The following is a 16997-nucleotide window of genomic DNA, read 5'->3' on the forward strand; positions in this document are numbered from 1 at the left end:
AAAATGGAAATTCTTATTCCATTTATCCCAAAATAGCCGTTTATTAACATTTTTATCCTAATTCCATGCAAAGGTAAGCTTATGAATGCGGTAAGCAGTGCTTAATATAGAGGGAAGTGAGTTCAAATGTAGAGGGTAGTAAATTAATGCGGGTCAATAAAAAAGGGTTTCACGAAGAAACCCTTTATTAACGATAAAGAAGACGCGCCCTTCTTTGCGTTTTTACGTCAAAGTGTTTTAGTTTTGGCGCTGGAACTCGCTTGCTTCATTCCACTTCGGCCAAGCCTCTGCATTTGCAACACCTACACCCACATCAAACAGCATTTGTGTGTCTTGCACGATACCGCTTAAATCCCAATCGTCACGATACTGATCGCACACTTGATGATAACAGCCCGTAACAATGACATTCATACGTTTTCTGTATTTGGCTGTCTCTTCATCTGCTGGTTCATTTCCGCCTTCAGCGTACAGTGCTGGAACACCTTGCTTGGCAAAGCTGAAGTGATCTGAGCGGTAGTAGTACCCAGCTTCTGGTCTGTCTTCTTGAGTCAGTGTACGACCTTGCTTAGCCGCAGCGGCTTCAAGATAGTCTTCCATTTCTGACTTACCCATGCCTACAACGGCAACGTTTTTGGTCTTACCTAATACGTTCATTGCGTCCATGTTGATATTTGCAACCGTATTTTCAATCGGAATAACAGGATTGCTTGCATAATATTTACTGCCTAACAGCCCTTGCTCTTCAGCAGTTACTACTAAAAATGATACCGAGCGTTTTGGTGCAGGCGTCAACTCTGAGTATGCTTTGGCCATGGCTAGAATAGCCGCAGTGCCCGTGGCATTATCATGAGCGCCATTATAGATTTGGTCGCCTTCTTTGCTCTCATCTTTACCTAAATGATCCCAATGTGCCGTGTAGATAATATGCTCATCAGGAAACTCTGCGCCCGGCAGAGTCGCGATTACGTTGTTGCTCTCTGACTTTTTGAAGGTGTTGTTAACCGTAACCGATGCTTTGATATCCATTGCTTTGTTGTAAGGACCTTGCATGGCGTTTGCTTTCTCTTGGTCAAAGTCGAGCCCTGCATCAGCAAACACTTTTTTCGCCGCATCTAACGTTAACCAACCTTCAACAGCCACACGACTTGCTCCTTTGTCGGCACTTACTAGGCCGTACTGCGGACCGCTCCAGCTGTTAGCAACAACTGACCAGCCGTAAGAGGCAGGGGCTGTTTCGTGAACAATAATGGCGCCAGCAGCGCCCTGACGGCTCGCTTCTTCATATTTGTAGCTCCAACGACCGTAGTAGGTCATCGTTGTGCCTTGAAACTTACCACTTTCTGGATTTTCAAATCCCGGGTCATTAATTAGCATGACGACGGTTTTGCCTTCAACATCTAACCCTTCGTAGTCGTTCCAGTCGTACTCTGGTGCATTCACACCATAGCCAACGAAGACTAATTCTGAATCTTCAAGGGAAACTGAGCTCTGTTCTCGCTTAGAAGAGGCAACCATTTGCTCTTTATACGCGAAGTTATTGTCGCCAATAGTCATGGTCATATCTGGGTCAGCAGTAATTTCCATAAGGGCTACTTTTTGTAAAAAGCTATCCCCGTTACCCGGTTTAAGTCCCGCTTTGGTAAATTCACTAACCAAGTATTCAATGGTTTTCTTTTCGCCTTCAGTCGTCGGTAAACGGCCCTCAAACTCATCTGAAGACAGTACCTTTAATGGCTCGCGAATATCGGCGTCTGAAATATTGTTGTAAACACTGTCAAAGTTAGACGCCACAGGCATCTCTTTTTTCGCAGACTGATTTTGTGACGCGCTGTCGTTGTTAGGTGTGCAAGCACTTACGCCCAGAAGGGTAGGTACAAGCAATGGCAAAAACATTTTTTTCATTGTTAGTCTCTGTTTGCTCTACAATACTTGCTCAGTATAGAGAAAACCCCAGAGCGAACCAATAGTTGATATGCAATCAGACTCAATCCCTTTCTGTAAAGACTACTTAAAAAAACACGCAAGTTATCCTGTAACCATTCTTTTAGATGAACTCGGTTTAACGAGTCATAGTAAGTTTCCATCTCCTGATGTGCTTAATGAACTTACATCTAGATATCACAAGCAATGGACGGGGCCTGTATTTAAAGGACAGAGTCAGTTTTCAGAAGATGAACAGCGTTACTATGAAACGATTATTAGTGAAGATGGGGTTGTCCCTACCAGAGAGCAAAGCTGGCACGATTTGTTTAATGCACTAATCTGGCTGCAGTTTCCCAAAACAAAATCCTTATTAAATGAACTGCATATAAGCGATATCGAGGCGTACGGCGTAAACCCTCGCACCGCACGTCGCAATCGGATTACCCACTTTGATGAGTGTGGCGTGGTGCTGGCGATAGAAGAGCCCAGACCAAGTGGCGTTGAATCGCTAGAAGTTTTCCTACAGCAACTGGCCACCCATGAATGGGAACAGGTATTTCTAGCAAATCGAGGGCGTTGGCATGCTGAAGTAACGCCCTATGTATTTGGGCATGCGAATTTAGAAATGATGCTGAACCCGTTTATTGGGCTTACTGGAAAGTGGCTCGCGGTTTCAGTGCCTCAAGGATTTAGTGAGCTCGATAAATGGCAACAACGCGCCGTACTCGACGATGCAATGTCAGCCCGAATTTCAGCACTCGATGCTTTTCAGGTCACACCGCTCTTAAAGCCCCTTCCTTTGTTAGGCGTGCCTTTATGGCATTCACCGCAGGATGCGAAGTTTTATCAAAATAAAGATTATTTCAGGCCGTTACGACAAGGGTCTAAGCCAACGAAACAGCTGCCGCTGTGGGTGTAATACCAATCCGCATAGATCATTACCCACTCAGAAGGCGCTGGCAAGTTTCCTAGCAAAGCGTGGGAATGCAGGAATGGCTGTTCCCTTTCAAATTCCCAGAATGAAGCTAGGAAGCTTGCCAAACCTTCCCGAAGGGCGAGTTTAAAATGTCCGTACTCTTTGTTGTGTCACCTTGATGTAGAACCACTATACCTGCGGTAACACGCCGCGATTACGAACATCAATGATGCTTTTCATGGTTAGTGAAAGAAATGAAAGGGTGCGTCTTTTTAAAGTAAGGCTGCGCGGCCAGTTTATAGAAACGCTGTACTAAAACACTGTAATCACAAAGATTATATTCATAACTACTGTATTAATAGCACAGCGCACTTTTCGTATAGTGGGCGCGTTACATTCGCAAGCTTAATTAGAACAAGGCGAGGGCAATCAACCAGATGCCGTAGATAACAATATAAGGTGCACTTGCAATTAATGCCGCTTTTTTAAGAGAAAAGGCGGTCCATTGAGTAATGCCTACGGTGGCTAAATAAATGCCCCAGAATAGCTCTACCCTTAACGCCTGGCCGAAAGCGTACCAAGGCGAGTCCATCGGGATATTCGCAATATACCCAAGGGACGCTGGCGATAAAATTGATGGCGCTACTTGATGGTCGCCTGCGAACAACAGCAAAGCAACACCCACCAAACCAGTAAGCACATAAGGCATTGAAAGCCACCAAGCGAAACCATACCAGTCAGTAAAGCCATACACATGACTGTCGTCAGAACGGGTCATTAAATTCACGTACACGGCGTAAATGGCGTTTACGATAATAGGAATAAAAAAGGCACCTATAACCGATGACCAAAGCAAAGCATCCCTGGTGAAGAAGGCCTTCATTTGCTCTTCTTCTGCCGGACTCATATCCCCTTGCGCGGCAATATTCATCTGAGCGAACCATTCAATGTCAACGAAGTTTACATACAAGTACTGGGAAACAAGCGAAATTGCCATGATCAAAATAAATGGCATCCAGCTCCAATTGTTGTTTTCACCTACTGCTTTAAATACGCCATTAGGCTTGAAGAAAATATCGTTACACGCTTGAAAGGGGTTCGTTACATTGTGCATCCCTTGCTCCTATTTCGTTTTTCTTATTACTCTGGCTTCGGTTAAAGCCATGAGTCATTGTTAGCTTGCCAACAGGCAGGCAATAAATTGAGTTATAGATTACTGTTGGCTACAGGTGTTGTACAGCACAACATCTTGATATTTGTAAGAGAAAATGAATGTATTGAAAGGTTATAAATAAAAAAAGGGAAGCGCTTGCTTCCCTTTACGTAATACTGCTGATTGCTGCTCTATCTTTGGCGATTTTCTATGTCCTCTCAAAACACGCTGCAAGACCTTACAAATAAGTAATATTAAGCAGTGTCAAAACTATGGTGCTGTACAACAGCGAAATAGGCAGTCCAATTTTTATAAAATGCGAAAACTTATAATTCGCCGCATTATAAACAAGCAAGTTGGTTTGATAGCCGAACGGTGAAATAAAACTGGCACTTGCTGCAAATGCTACCGCTAACGCAAATGGCATTAGCGGTGCGCCAATGATTTGCACTAACCCGTAGGCAAACGGGAACATTAACGCCGCAGCAGCGTTGTTGGTAACGAACTCTGTTAAAACCAGTGTTAGCAAGTAGATGACTAACAATGCTATGAACCAGTCAGTACCCGACAACACCGGCATAAGTGCCTCGGTGGTTATATTAATAACCCCTGAATTTTCTAATGCGGTTGCCAGGCTTAGCGCGCCTACAATCACAACAATCAAATTCAACGGTAAATTTCGTTTCATTTCGCCGTTTGACGTTACCCTTACGCCAATTAGCACAGCGGCTAAAAACAGCAGACCAATAGCCAGTGAAATGACATTAGTTGCAGCCAATAACACCGTGGAAAGGAAGCCGCCAAGGGTAATCCACTCTTGCTTGTTGGTTAGTGGGCGGGCGATTTTTTGCTCTGACAAAATAAAAAAGTTTTTATTTAAATTTTGACGAGTCGCAAAGTCTGGGCCTGTAGCTAAAAGTAAGAAGTCACCTGCTTGAAGCTTAATTTCTCCTAACTTGCCTGACAGCTGCTCTCCATCGCGGCGAATGGCTACAACAGCCGCATCAAACAGGGCTCTAAAGCCAAGTTTTTTAATGGTTTGCCCAATAACTTGAGCGCGATTGGCAACAACTACCTCGGTTAAGCTCTCACGCAATACCCCATCGGTCTCAGCAAACATGCTTAGCCCCTTTATGTGGCTAAGATTATCAAGCTTTTGAACGTTGCCAGAGAAGATCAGTTTGTCGTTTTCCAGAATGACCAGGTCAGGCCCAACAGGAGATATCAGGTTGCCATTGCGCACCACTTCTACCAAAAAGAGTTCTGGTAAGTTACGTAAATGGTTTTGTTCTACGGTTTTGCCTATGAGCTCTGAACCAGATTCCACTTCGGCTTCAACCATATACTCGTGATAGTTATTACTCTTATTGCCAATATGAGGTAGCAAAGGCAGTAACAAAAACATGAGAAGACCACAGCTTAAACCCGCTACGGTGCCATAAAGTGTGAAGTCAAAAAAGTTAAAGCCTGGATGCCCGTGCTCTTGCAAAAAGCTGTCTACGATTAGGTTGGTAGACGTACCGATTAAGGTGACCGTACCGCCTAAGATAGCTGCGTATGAGAGCGGGATCAGTAATCGAGAGGCAGGATGATATTGGTTTTGCTTAATTGGACCAATAAGACTTGCCACAATAGCAGTATTGTTCAAAAGCGCAGACGATAAAAAGGTCAGTGAAAACAAGCGCCAATAGGATTGAGTAAAGTTAGCACTTACTAGTTTCCTACCTAGGCGTTTTATTAGCGCTGTTTTATCAATTGCACTGCTTACCAAAAGCAACAAAACAAGGGTAATAAGACCCTTGTTTGTTAAATTTAGCAAGATGTCATCAAGAGATAACTGCTGGGTAACCAGTAAAGCTAACACTGCACCAGAAAACACAGTGGAAGGGCGCTGATTGGTAAAGATCAGCGCGCATATCGTACCGGCAAATACTGCCAGTACGATGAACTGGGTCACATCCATATTGCTCCAGTCCTGCTTAAAGTTTACTGATATCCACAGAGTTCCAATGCGGGAAGTGCTTGCGTACTAGTGCATTGAATTCAAGCTCGAACTCAGAGAAGTTTGGTGATGTATGCTGTGCGTCACCCGCAATTTCGTCAATGATCATACCTGCACCAACAGTGCCGTTGGTCAAGCGATCTATGACGATGAATGAACCGGTAGGGCGGTTGCGCTTATACGGGTCGCAGGCAACAGGTTGAGTAAACTTAACATCTACTACACCAATCTCGTTAAGATTTAAGTGCATGGCATCCGTTTCTTCCAACGTGTTCACATCAATTTGATTATCGATATGAGCAACTACCCCTGGCGTTGATTTAGTCGCGAACTTAAACAAGTATTGCTTGTTTGGCATTAGCGGCTCTTCAGACATCCACACAAGGTGAGTTTTAAATTGCGTGTTAAGCAGTGGCAAGTTGTCTGATTTTACAATCATATCGCCACGAGAGATGTCAATTTCATCTTCTAGCGTTAACGTTACTGCTTGAGGTACATAAGCGCGCTCTTGGTCGCCTTCAAACGTAACGACTTGCTTCACCTTTGATTTCTTACCAGAAGGAAGTGCCGTTACTTCATCACCTGGTGCAACTTGGCCAGATACCACCGTACCCGCAAAGCCCCGGAAATCTAGGTTAGGGCGGTTAACGTATTGTACAGGGAAGCGAAAATCTTCTAGGTTGTCGTCTTCACCAATTTCAATGTTTTCCAACATTTCCATAAGTGGCGTGCCGTCAAACCATGGGGTCTTTTCGCTCTTGCCTACTACGTTGTCGCCTTCAAGTGCTGAAATAGGTACGAACTGAATGTCAGGAATATCAAGCTGCTCAGCAAACTTCAGGTAGTCTTCCTGAATTTGCTTGTACACTTCTTCTGAATAGTCCATCAAGTCCATTTTGTTGATAGCAACAATAACGTGTTTTATACCTAGAAGAGAAACCAGGAACGAGTGACGTTTCGTTTGTACCTTAACGCCGCCGCGAGCATCAACAAGAATAATAGCAAGGTCGCACGTTGACGCACCGGTTACCATGTTACGGGTGTACTGCTCGTGCCCCGGAGTATCTGCGATAATAAACTTACGCTTGTCAGTAGAGAAGTAGCGGTATGCTACGTCGATAGTAATCCCTTGCTCACGCTCAGACTGAAGACCGTCTACAAGAAGGGCAAGGTCAACTTTCTCGCCGGTAGTGCCCACTTTTTTACTGTCTTTAGTGATAGCTGCAAGTTGGTCTTCATAAATCATTTTAGAATCGTGAAGCAAGCGACCAATTAGGGTACTTTTACCGTCGTCTACGCTACCGCAGGTAAGGAAACGTAGCATGTCTTTCTTTTCGTGTTGTTCTAGGTAAGACAGAATGTCCTGTCTCAATAATTCGTTTTCATTGTTCATGTTATGCGCTCACAAGGAAAAAGGGGTTTAACACAGACTCTTTTTGGTTGTACGTAAGAGCGTCAGCGTTGTCATCTAATGGGTTTTCAGGGTCAAGTACGGTGACGTTTGCGCCTGCTGCGAGTGCGACTGCGTGCGCTGCACCTGTATCCCATTCAGATGTTGGGCCTAATCGAGGGTAAAGATGTGCTTCGCCCTCAGCCACCAAGCAAAGCTTCAGTGAGCTACCCATCGCCACAAGCTCGGTTTCACCGTTAAGCTGTGCCAATAAATTCTGTATTTCTGGGCTTTGGTGAGAACGACTACCTACCACTTTCCACACTTCGGCACCATCGTGCTTGCGCGCAGAAATAGCGGTAAATTCGCCATTTACTTCAGTCCACGCACCTTTACCAACAATACCTACATAGCTTTTGTTTAGTGCTGGCGCGTAAACCACACCCATGGTCGGTTTACCGTTTTCGATAAGTGCAATATTTACCGTAAACTCACCGTTTTTCTTAATAAACTCTTTAGTGCCGTCTAGCGGGTCTACCAGCCAGTATGACGACCACGTTTTGCGCTCTTCCCATGAAATATCTGCTGACTCTTCAGAAAGAATCGGCAGGTCAGATTCAGCTTCAAGGGCGTTAACGATTACGTTATGTGCGGCAAGGTCAGCTTCTGTTAGCGGGCTGGTATCCTGCTTTTCATAAATGGCGAAGTCTTTCTCGTAAATGGCCATTATCTTATCGCCAGCTTCTTTGGCGATAGCTAGCACTTTTTGTGCAAGACTATTTAAAGGCTGTGTCATTACACCAATCCCTTTTCTTGAAGCAAAGCATACAATCGCTCAGCGGTTTGCTCTGCTGGTTCATCCTGATAGGTTAAGTGTACTTCTGGCGCTTCAGGTGCTTCATAGGCTGAATCAATACCTGTGAAGTCCTTAATTTCACCGCTACGCGCTTTCTTGTATAGCCCTTTCGGGTCGCGTTTTTCACACACTTCAAGAGGTGTATCGATAAACACTTCTACAAACTCTCCGTCTTCCATTAAGCTGCGGCAATAATCGCGGTCGGCTTTGAAAGGCGAGATAAAAGCGGTAAGCACAATGGTACCGGCATCGACAAAAAGTTTAGCGACTTCGCTAATGCGGCGAATGTTTTCAACGCGATCTTTATCGCTGAAACCTAAATCGCCACACAGACCGTGGCGCACGTTGTCGCCGTCAAGCAGATAGGTGTGCTTATTCTGCTCGTGAAGCTTTTTCTCAAGCAGGTTGGCTAGTGTCGATTTACCAGAGCCGCTTAAACCCGTTAGCCAGAATACACGAGGCGTTTGACCAAGCTTTTCAGAGCGGGTGGTCTTGTTTACTTCGTGTTTATGCCAAACAACGTTGTCGGTGGCCATTAGAAGTACCCTTCCATTTTCTTCTTCTCCATAGAGCCTGCGCTGTCATGGTCGATAACTCGGCCCTGACGTTCAGACGTCTTGGTAAGCAGCATTTCTTGGATAACTTCAGGTAGGGTAGCTGCTTCTGACTCTACCGCACCGGTAAGTGGGTAACAGCCAAGAGTACGGAAACGCACAGAGCGCATCTCTGGTACTTCACCTTCTTCTAGCGGCATACGGTCGTCGTCAACCATAATAAGAATGCCGTCGCGCTCAACGACAGGGCGAGGCTTAGAAAGGTAAAGTTGTGGAATATCGATGTTTTCTAGGTAGATGTATTGCCAGATATCTAGCTCAGTCCAGTTAGACATTGGGAATACACGAATGCTTTCGCCTTTATTAACCTGAGAGTTATAAATATTCCAAAGCTCTGGACGCTGGTTTTTTGGGTCCCAGCGGTGGTTGCTGTCGCGGAATGAGTAAACACGTTCTTTGGCACGTGATTTTTCCTCGTCGCGTCGAGCGCCACCAAATGCAGCATCGAACTTATATTTGTTCAGTGCTTGCTTAAGTGCTTGGGTTTTCATGATGTCAGTATGTTTTGCTGAACCGTGGCTAAATGGGCCAACACCAGCTTCAACACCTTCTTCATTGATATGAACAAGCAAATCAAAACCGTGCTTCTTAGCTTGTTCGTCACGGAACTTAATCATTTCACCAAACTTCCACGTGGTATCTACGTGTAATAGTGGGAAAGGAATTTTGCCGGGCGCGAACGCTTTACGGGCAAGATGAAGCAGTACAGAAGAGTCTTTTCCTACAGAGTAAAGCATAACTGGGTTTTCAAACTCAGCAGCAACCTCACGGAAAATCTGGATACTCTCGGCTTCGAGTTGTTTCAAATGCGTTACAGACGGGATACTAGCAGTCATTTTGAAGTCCGAATTTTATGTTATATACAAAAAAGTTATATATGGGTTATTTTTCTGCATAGAACGATAACATATTTAATTTCAAAAGTAGTATGCGATTTTGCTATTTAAAATAGCTATCTTATTCCATTAAATAAAACTGTCATGCAATTGAAGCATAAGCCACTTTTTTCAAGGCCTATAAAAAGAAAAAAGCCCTGTTTAGTAATATAAACAGGGCTTGTTATTCACTTTCGTTGCGAATGACTTATTTCGTATCGTTCGCTTACCTTTCACTCAATTTGGTCTGGAAAGCGTCGAACGTATCGACCACACCTTCTCTTGGCGAGCCAGATTTACTTAAAATCATGATGGTTAAGCTAGATAAAATAAACCCAGGGACAATTTCGTACATCCAGTCACCAAGCTTTTGGCCGCCGATTTCAATAGGAAGATAAATCCACAGTAACACCGTCACTGCACCAACGATCATACCACCTAATGCAGCACGGCGAGTCATTTCACGCTTAAACAGGCTAAATAGTACAAGCGGTCCGAAGGCTGCACCAAAGCCAGCCCAAGCATTACTTACAAGCGTTAAAATGGTGCTGTCTCTATCATAAGCTAAATAGATTGCTACAAGCGCGACAACTACTACGCTGACTCGACCAGCAATAACGAGCTCGCCATCTGACGCATCACGTCTTAGGAAGGCTTGATAAAAGTCACTGGTTAGTGAACTTGAGGTTACCAACAGCTGAGAAGAAATAGTACTCATGATCGCCGCTAAAATCGCAGCGAGCAGGAAGCCACCGATAAGCGGGTGGAATAGAATTTGAGATAAGTAGATGAAGACGGTTTCTGGATCGATTTCGTTTCCGTTACCTGTTACATAGGCAAGGCCAAAAAGCCCCGTCATTAACGCACCAATAATCGACACAATCATCCAACTCATACCGATATTGCGCGCAGTTGGTATATCTTTAACAGAACGTATCGCCATAAAACGCACAATGATATGAGGCTGACCAAAATAACCTAGGCCCCATGACATCAGTGAAACAATGCCTATTACGCTTAGTGCTTCATTGGTAGACGCATCCATAAATGCATCGAAAAGCGCCGGATTAATGGTATCTAATGCGTCAATTGAGGCGCCGATTCCACCTAACTCGCTAATAACAACGGCAGGTACCATAATGAGAGATACAAACATGATGCACCCCTGAACGAAGTCGGTCATGCTTACTGCCATGAAACCGCCTACGAGGGTATAAGCTACGACGACACCCGCGGTGACGTATAAGCCGGTCTCATAAGTTAATCCAAATGATGTCTCAAAGAGCTTTCCGCCAGCTACCACACCAGAAGAGGTGTAAAGCGTAAAGAAGACAACGATAACCACAGAGGCTATAACGCGCAATAAACGCGTGTTGTCAGCGAAGCGATTTTCAAAATAGTCGGGGAGGGTAATGGAGTTGTTGGCTACTTCAGTGTAAACGCGAAGGCGTGGAGCAACTAACATATAATTTGCCAGAGCACCGAGTGTCAAACCTACGGCAATCCAGCCAGCAGATAAGCCTGATACATACATTGCACCGGGTAAGCCCATGAGCATCCATCCGCTCATATCCGATGCACCTGCTGAAAGCGCGGTTACCGCGGGGCCTAGTTGGCGGCCGCCAAGCATATAGCCTTCTACGTTGGTGTCTGTCTGCCGATAAGCGAAAAGGCCTATCCCTAACATTACAACAAAATACAAACCCAACGAGATTATCGTGCCAGTAGCCATATAAATTCCCTATGTTTTTTCTTTCATGCTAACACCTATGACATAGAGTCTCTATGTCAGTCAGCGACCTTGCATGTTTTCTATACGGTAATTCGTAAATAAAGTTTGGCGAAAGGTTAAATTGGAAAAGATGCAACGCGCGCTCGACCTTCTCTTTTGGCTCTGTAGAGAAGCTCATCACACATCTTGATAATGGTGTCTAGGTTGGTTTCTCCGTTGACGTCTAACAGACCCGAAGAAAAACTCACGGAAAACATTTCTTTTGTATTGCTCCAGTGTTTCTGGCGAGAAAGCGCGAAATTCAGCTCGTCCAGAATTCGCTTAGCAGACCTTTGGTCGGAGTCGGAAAAGTAAATCAAAAACTCTTCGCCGCCATATCGGCAGAGCTTGTCTGACTTACGAATTCGGTTTTTGATAATCTGCGTAAAGGTAGTCAACACTTCATCACCGACAACGTGGCCGTATTTGTCATTAATCTTTTTAAAGTTGTCGACATCAAGTAGAGCAATACAGGACGCTTTATTGCCTTTCAGTGCTTTTTTCAAACTGTTTAGCATAGCTCGTCGCGTGAGAGCGCCGGTAAGTGAGTCACGCTCAGCTAGCAAGTCGCTCTGTCGTTTTGAAATCCATAGCCATAGTGCAAGAATGATGAGAATTGTGATAATCAACGCAAAAATGGTGGTTTTCATTGCTTCTTTGTCGGTAGAAAGGCCATCTTTTTCACTTCTGAGCACAGTGAGTTCTTTTTGTCGATATCGCGCTAACTCGATATCTTTCGCAATGCCGTCGGTAAACGAAGAATTTGATAGCTTGAATTGCTCAGTGTTTTTTTCAACAAGAAGCCTATTGTAGGTTTTCGAATGCTCATATGCTTTTTCGTAGTCACCCGAAGCATCGTAAAGCCTAGAAAGCTCCCGCTCTAACCTAAGCTTGATTTTTTCTTTAAAACCCGAATTTGGAATAGTAGCCAGAACGATATTGCGGTAACGCTGAAGGGAGTCTTGAAATTTAGCATCATCGTTCAATACCGCTGCGTAAAGTGCATCTGCGTAAGCTGAAAGCTCCTCAGTTCTTTGTTTTACCTCTGTGGTATCAAGCTGCCTGATTTGCGTCATGACTTCTTGCGCTAGCAGTTCATATCCTTCGCTTTTTTGAAACACTACTACACGAAGTCTCTGGACATACGTCAACAACTTTTCGTGCACTGACGTTACTGTGGACAAATGCTCTATTGCGTCGTTTGACATAGCCAATGCTTCTTCAAACTTATTTTGAATTAACAATGAATCGATGGCCGAGAAGTAGGCCCAAGTCTTTACCATGGTGTTGTTATCTTGCGTTTTACTTTCAATGATCTCTTTTGAGTGGAAAAATGCTCTGCTTGGAACGAAGAGTTCCAGATAAGCACCTCTCAGCCAATCATGTGCAATTACGTTTGATAACGCATTTTCTAAGCTTTTGTCTGATGAGTATCGAGGAAGGTGCGGTAACGCATATTCGATTTCATTAATTGCTTGTATTGGGTTCGCAAGGGTGAGTTCCATCGCTAACCATATGCTAGCTATAGCAGTGGCTCGTCGACTCCCAGTTTCTAGCGCTTCTCGCTGCAAACGGCGCAGTTCAGGAACAGAAAAATTTACCCTATGGTCAGAGCCTTTAAAATCATTTACCGCTCTAGCATAAATGTAATATGCCTTCGCAGCAGCGAAAAGCTCAGGCTTAATTGTCTTAAGCTCTTGCCAATGCTTATCTAATAGAGGCTCTTTAACGAAAAGTGGGATTCTCGGCGAGTCAGCATCATTCGCAGTATAAGTGGCCAACAAGTGTCTAAATATCACGCCTTCACTTTGCGTGTCATTCTGCAAACCGGCGCTCGTTAACATAGCAATGATATTCTCATTGCTCACCTCGCTAGGTGTATTCCAATGATAAATTGCCGTTGCAGCTATATGACTATAATTATCAAGTTTTTTTAGTCTAAGTGCGTTGGGAATATCTATACTTTGAGCAAAGACAGTGAAACAAGCTATTGCAGGAATCAAAAGGCAAATCATTAGCCTTGTAAAACGAAACCAAGCGCTCATTGTGATGGAGACCTCTTTACTGCGGGTAAGTGAATGAAGTGATTAACTGAAATTAAAACGGACGTTTTAACCTTTAAGTCGGAGTATAAGTTTTATTGAACAGGGTTTCATCTTAATTTTGGGCAAAAAAAATCGGCCCATAGGGGGCCGACGAAGGGAAGTGCTAAAGATACGCACTTTTTTGGAACGCTTTACAGTTACATAACGTGTGTTAAGCAGAGAATTGAATCCTTTCTGACACCGCCTTTTTCATATCGCTTAAATCAGCACCTTTATCGCCAACAATCATTACATTGGCGTGTTTCATTTTAATGCTCTCTCCGTGGTACTGACCATCGGCAAACTCGCTTGGAACGGAGACATCTCCACGTTCAGGTACTATGAATACCGACATCTTGCCTTGCGGCGTATTCACAATCAGATGAAGGCTTCTAACTGTGCTCAAATGGCAATAGTTTGCGACCTCTACACCGTCGAGCATTTCGCTAAAGCTGCCACCAAAGCTTGCTAGCTTTGCGTTAACCATATTCAAATCAACAGGAAGCAACGAATGAGCGTGTTCCATTTCTGCGTACTGCATATGGGCAAGTGCTTGCCCGCCAATACTAAGCGGCTGGTGATACCACATAGTAAGGCCAATGCCTACTGTAAAGGCAACTGATGCAGCCATGGCTAAATACCAACGACTTCTGCGTTTATAACGGGTGAATTCGTCTGCAGACTGCTGCCATATTAGCTTGCTTGCGAGATCCTCTGGTACATCGACTTTCAATGCTTGCTTTAATTGCTTATCTAACTGCTTTTGTTCATTCCAAAAACTGCGTTTACTTTCATCCGCCTTTGCCGCTTCTACAACATCACTGTCAGTCGTTTCTGGATCGGCGTAGATACGACGCCTAAATTCTAACTCATCCATTTACACGACCTCTCTGTTCATTTTGCTTCTCTAATGCCTCTTTTAGCTGATTCCTCGCTCTGAAAAGGCGAGTCATTACCGTGTTTTTGTTAAGCCCTAACTGGTTGGCGATCTCTTCGCCACTAAAACCGAAGATCAACTGGAGTATTAAGGGTTCACGATACTCCACACTCAATCCACCTAATAGTCGCTGAAGCTCTCTATCTTTCAAGTCCCCATCAGCATGCTGTGTGTCATCTTGAATATGGCAATCATCAATATCCACTGTGTCGAACTGTTTGCGTTCAAACCGACGGGCGTTTTCGCGGCGAAGAATGGTGATTAACCATGACTTTGCTGCTTTTTCATCATTTAGGGCGTCTAATGAGCGCCAAGCACGTAAAAAGGTTTCCTGAACAACATCTTCAGCAATGCTCTGGTCTTTGATAAGCCAAAATGCATAGCGGTAGATGTCGGCGTGAAATGCCTTTACTAATGCTTCATATCTTTGGTGTTTTGCTTTCATACCCGATAAGACCTGAGCACTATCGGATTTATTTCGCCCAAACATAAAAAAATCCAAAAACTTAATTTTTTCTCACTATGGCATAAAAAACGCGCCATTTCGTTAGCCGAAAGGCGCGTTTTCATTTTATTTCCAGTGATCAGAGCACCTAGTTCGAAAAACTAGGTACGTTTTTGGGAAGTAATCCAAGCATTAATGTTTTCTTCTAAAATAGAAAGTGGGACTGGACCGTACTTCAATACCTCGTCATGGAAGCCTTTCCAATCAAACTTGTCACCAAGTTCAGCTTGGGCATGCTCTCTAAGTTCCATAATTTTCAGTTTACCAATCATATAGGCCGTAGCCTGACCTGGCATAGCAATGTAGCGCTCAATGGCTTTTTGCGCGTCGTATTCAGGGTTTGGCGTATTTTCAACAAGGTAATCTACGGCTTCTTCACGCGTCCATTTTTTCGCATGAATACCCGTATCAACCACAAGTCTGCAAGCGCGCCAAAGCTCCATGGCTAGACGACCGAAATCAGAATAAGGGTCTTCATAAAAGCCCATATCTTTTGCAAGTTCTTCGGTATATAGGCCCCAACCTTCTGTGTATGCGGTAAAGCTCAAGAATTTCTGGAATTGAGGCACACCTTCTAGCTCTTGTGCAATAGCGCGCTGCATGTGGTGACCTGGGATGCCTTCGTGATACGCCAGCGCCTCTAACTGATAAGTAGGCATTGCTTTCATGTCATAAAGGTTTGCGTAATAAATACCTGGGCGGCTGCCATCTTGCGCTGGGCTTTGATAAAACGCCTTGCCCGCAGACTGTTCGCGGAACGCTTCAACACGTTTAACAATCATTGGCGCTTCTGGAAGAATCCCAAAGTATTCAGGAATCGCCTCTCGCATGTCGTCTATGGCTGTTTTCGCCATATCAAGGTATTGCTGTCTACCTTCATCTGTTGAAGGTAGATAGAATTGCTCGTCTTCACGCATGAAAACGAAAAACTCTTGAAGGGTGCCTTCAAATTTCACTTGTTTCATAATGTCGCGCATTGCATCGTGTATGCGCTCTACATTGTCTAAGCCAATTTGATGGACTTCTTCAGCGGTTAGGTCTGTAGTGGTAAACCAGTTTAGACGATTCTGATACCATTGATCACCATTGGGTAAGCGCCACACACCATCGCCTTCAGGCGTGATTTCCCTTTGATGAGCGAGTTCTTCGATAAACTTCTCGTATGACGGCATGACTGACGTTACCAAAGCGGCTTTCGCTTCACCTAATAACGTCGTTTTTTCCGCCTCTGTAATATCCAGGCTATTTACTTTATTTTGAAAATCTTCCCAGATAGTTGAAGGTATTTCGCTAGAATCAAACGGTGCGCCGGTAATCACGTTTTTTGACGCATCAATCATTTGATCGTAGGCCCATGCAGGGGGGAATACGCCGGCTTTTTCGCGAACTTTCATTTGTTCGATAACTTGATCAAAGTACGTACGTACATTGTCTAGTCGTCCAATGTAGGCCTTAGCGTCCTCTTTACTCTTTACGCTGTGAATGTTGATAAGGAAGCTAGGCACTTGTGTATGCGCGGCGCGAAACTGATGTACAATGTAACGGTGATGTCGAAATTCGTCGTTAGCTAAATCGCGCTCAATACCTAGTTTGTACAGGCGCAAGCTTAGTTGTTCCTGTTCACTTAACTGACTGGTTTCAAAACTATTAAGCTTTTCTAGTCGGTTTTTGGCGATGGCAATGCGAGCATCAGCTTCTTCGTCACTGATGTCATCCCATTTGTCATAGTCCCATTTTTTACCCAAGTAACTTTGAAATAATGGCGAACGCTTAAGATCTTCTTCAAAAGTACGTTCGAAGAACGCATTAAGGCGCTCTGATTCAGACTGCCCGGCTGGCTGTTCTGTTTTAATAGGTTCTGGCGCTGTTTTAGCGGTTTCACTTGCAGGAGAGCAAGCCGTAAGCGTGGTAATGGACAACGCAATTGGCGTTAGCTTTACTAGTGTTTTCTTCATTATATTCCCCGTC

The 16997-nt window shown here is 44.3% G+C and carries 13 protein-coding genes; 1 reads left to right on the forward strand and 12 read right to left on the reverse strand.

Going from position 1 to position 16997, the window contains the following annotated elements:
- Positions 1 to 237 precede the first annotated feature (237 nt).
- On the reverse strand, positions 238 to 1905 hold the full coding sequence (locus MHN02_RS08755) for a M28 family metallopeptidase (protein WP_069943950.1): 1668 nt from the start codon (positions 1903 to 1905) through the stop codon (positions 238 to 240).
- A gap of 70 nt (positions 1906 to 1975) precedes the next feature.
- Between MHN02_RS08755 and MHN02_RS08760 the strand changes: the two genes are divergently transcribed.
- Complete coding sequence (locus MHN02_RS08760) at positions 1976 to 2845, forward strand: DUF3025 domain-containing protein (RefSeq protein ID WP_061485169.1); 870 nt, start codon at positions 1976 to 1978, stop codon at positions 2843 to 2845.
- A 406-nt stretch (positions 2846 to 3251) separates the two neighbouring features.
- Here the strand turns inward: MHN02_RS08760 and MHN02_RS08765 are convergent, their stop codons facing one another.
- The 11 genes from MHN02_RS08765 to MHN02_RS08815 all read right to left on the reverse strand — a co-directional run bounded on the left by MHN02_RS08765 (position 3252) and on the right by MHN02_RS08815 (position 16984).
- Entirely contained in the window at positions 3252 to 3956 is a 705-nt protein-coding gene (locus MHN02_RS08765) for a YIP1 family protein (RefSeq protein WP_014948793.1), read from the reverse strand.
- A gap of 277 nt (positions 3957 to 4233) precedes the next feature.
- Positions 4234 to 5958 carry an SLC13 family permease gene (locus MHN02_RS08770; protein WP_014948794.1) on the reverse strand — a complete coding sequence of 575 codons (1725 nt, stop codon included), beginning with the start codon at positions 5956 to 5958 and terminating at the stop codon, positions 4234 to 4236.
- A 16-nt stretch (positions 5959 to 5974) separates the two neighbouring features.
- Complete coding sequence (gene cysN / locus MHN02_RS08775; protein ID WP_014948795.1) at positions 5975 to 7390, reverse strand: sulfate adenylyltransferase subunit CysN; 1416 nt, start codon at positions 7388 to 7390, stop codon at positions 5975 to 5977.
- A gap of 1 nt (position 7391) precedes the next feature.
- Positions 7392 to 8183: a 3'(2'),5'-bisphosphate nucleotidase CysQ gene (cysQ, locus tag MHN02_RS08780; protein ID WP_156078084.1), complete on the reverse strand. Its 792-nt coding sequence runs from the start codon at positions 8181 to 8183 to the stop codon at positions 7392 to 7394.
- Complete coding sequence (cysC, locus tag MHN02_RS08785; RefSeq protein ID WP_014948796.1) at positions 8183 to 8779, reverse strand: adenylyl-sulfate kinase; 597 nt, start codon at positions 8777 to 8779, stop codon at positions 8183 to 8185. The genes cysQ and cysC overlap by 1 nt, the downstream gene beginning before the upstream one ends.
- Complete coding sequence (gene cysD, locus MHN02_RS08790; RefSeq protein ID WP_014976001.1) at positions 8779 to 9693, reverse strand: sulfate adenylyltransferase subunit CysD; 915 nt, start codon at positions 9691 to 9693, stop codon at positions 8779 to 8781. Before cysD ends, cysC begins: the two co-directional genes overlap by 1 nt.
- A gap of 265 nt (positions 9694 to 9958) precedes the next feature.
- The gene (gene putP / locus MHN02_RS08795) at positions 9959 to 11464 is read right to left on the reverse strand and encodes a sodium/proline symporter PutP (RefSeq protein ID WP_039233331.1); all 1506 of its coding nucleotides are present in this window, start codon (positions 11462 to 11464) and stop codon (positions 9959 to 9961) included.
- A gap of 116 nt (positions 11465 to 11580) precedes the next feature.
- Positions 11581 to 13371: a GGDEF domain-containing protein gene (locus tag MHN02_RS08800; RefSeq protein ID WP_239245589.1), complete on the reverse strand. Its 1791-nt coding sequence runs from the start codon at positions 13369 to 13371 to the stop codon at positions 11581 to 11583.
- A gap of 388 nt (positions 13372 to 13759) precedes the next feature.
- Positions 13760 to 14464, reverse strand: coding sequence for a DUF3379 family protein (locus MHN02_RS08805; protein WP_239245592.1), 705 nt, complete (start codon positions 14462 to 14464; stop codon positions 13760 to 13762).
- The gene (locus MHN02_RS08810) at positions 14457 to 15014 is read right to left on the reverse strand and encodes a sigma-70 family RNA polymerase sigma factor (RefSeq protein ID WP_014976004.1); all 558 of its coding nucleotides are present in this window, start codon (positions 15012 to 15014) and stop codon (positions 14457 to 14459) included. Before MHN02_RS08810 ends, MHN02_RS08805 begins: the two co-directional genes overlap by 8 nt.
- A gap of 116 nt (positions 15015 to 15130) precedes the next feature.
- Positions 15131 to 16984 carry a DUF885 domain-containing protein gene (locus tag MHN02_RS08815; RefSeq protein ID WP_239245595.1) on the reverse strand — a complete coding sequence of 618 codons (1854 nt, stop codon included), beginning with the start codon at positions 16982 to 16984 and terminating at the stop codon, positions 15131 to 15133.
- Positions 16985 to 16997: the final 13 nt, after the last annotated feature.

The sequence above is a fragment of the Alteromonas sp. CNT1-28 genome (assembly GCF_022348345.1).
Taxonomy (GTDB): domain Bacteria; phylum Pseudomonadota; class Gammaproteobacteria; order Enterobacterales; family Alteromonadaceae; genus Alteromonas; species Alteromonas macleodii.

Coding starts and splice junctions, on each gene's coding strand:
- MHN02_RS08810 (WP_014976004.1), bottom strand. CDS start 15,014: ATGTTTGGGCGAAATAAATCCGATAGTGCTCAGGTCTTATCGGGTATG.
- MHN02_RS08805 (WP_239245592.1), bottom strand. CDS start 14,464: ATGGATGAGTTAGAATTTAGGCGTCGTATCTACGCCGATCCAGAAACG.
- MHN02_RS08765 (WP_014948793.1), bottom strand. CDS start 3,956: ATGCACAATGTAACGAACCCCTTTCAAGCGTGTAACGATATTTTCTTC.
- putP (WP_039233331.1), bottom strand. CDS start 11,464: ATGGCTACTGGCACGATAATCTCGTTGGGTTTGTATTTTGTTGTAATG.
- cysC (WP_014948796.1), bottom strand. CDS start 8,779: ATGGCCACCGACAACGTTGTTTGGCATAAACACGAAGTAAACAAGACC.
- cysD (WP_014976001.1), bottom strand. CDS start 9,693: ATGACTGCTAGTATCCCGTCTGTAACGCATTTGAAACAACTCGAAGCC.
- MHN02_RS08755 (WP_069943950.1), bottom strand. CDS start 1,905: ATGAAAAAAATGTTTTTGCCATTGCTTGTACCTACCCTTCTGGGCGTA.
- MHN02_RS08815 (WP_239245595.1), bottom strand. CDS start 16,984: ATGAAGAAAACACTAGTAAAGCTAACGCCAATTGCGTTGTCCATTACC.
- MHN02_RS08770 (WP_014948794.1), bottom strand. CDS start 5,958: ATGGATGTGACCCAGTTCATCGTACTGGCAGTATTTGCCGGTACGATA.
- MHN02_RS08760 (WP_061485169.1), top strand. CDS start 1,976: ATGCAATCAGACTCAATCCCTTTCTGTAAAGACTACTTAAAAAAACAC.
- cysQ (WP_156078084.1), bottom strand. CDS start 8,183: ATGACACAGCCTTTAAATAGTCTTGCACAAAAAGTGCTAGCTATCGCC.
- cysN (WP_014948795.1), bottom strand. CDS start 7,390: ATGAACAATGAAAACGAATTATTGAGACAGGACATTCTGTCTTACCTA.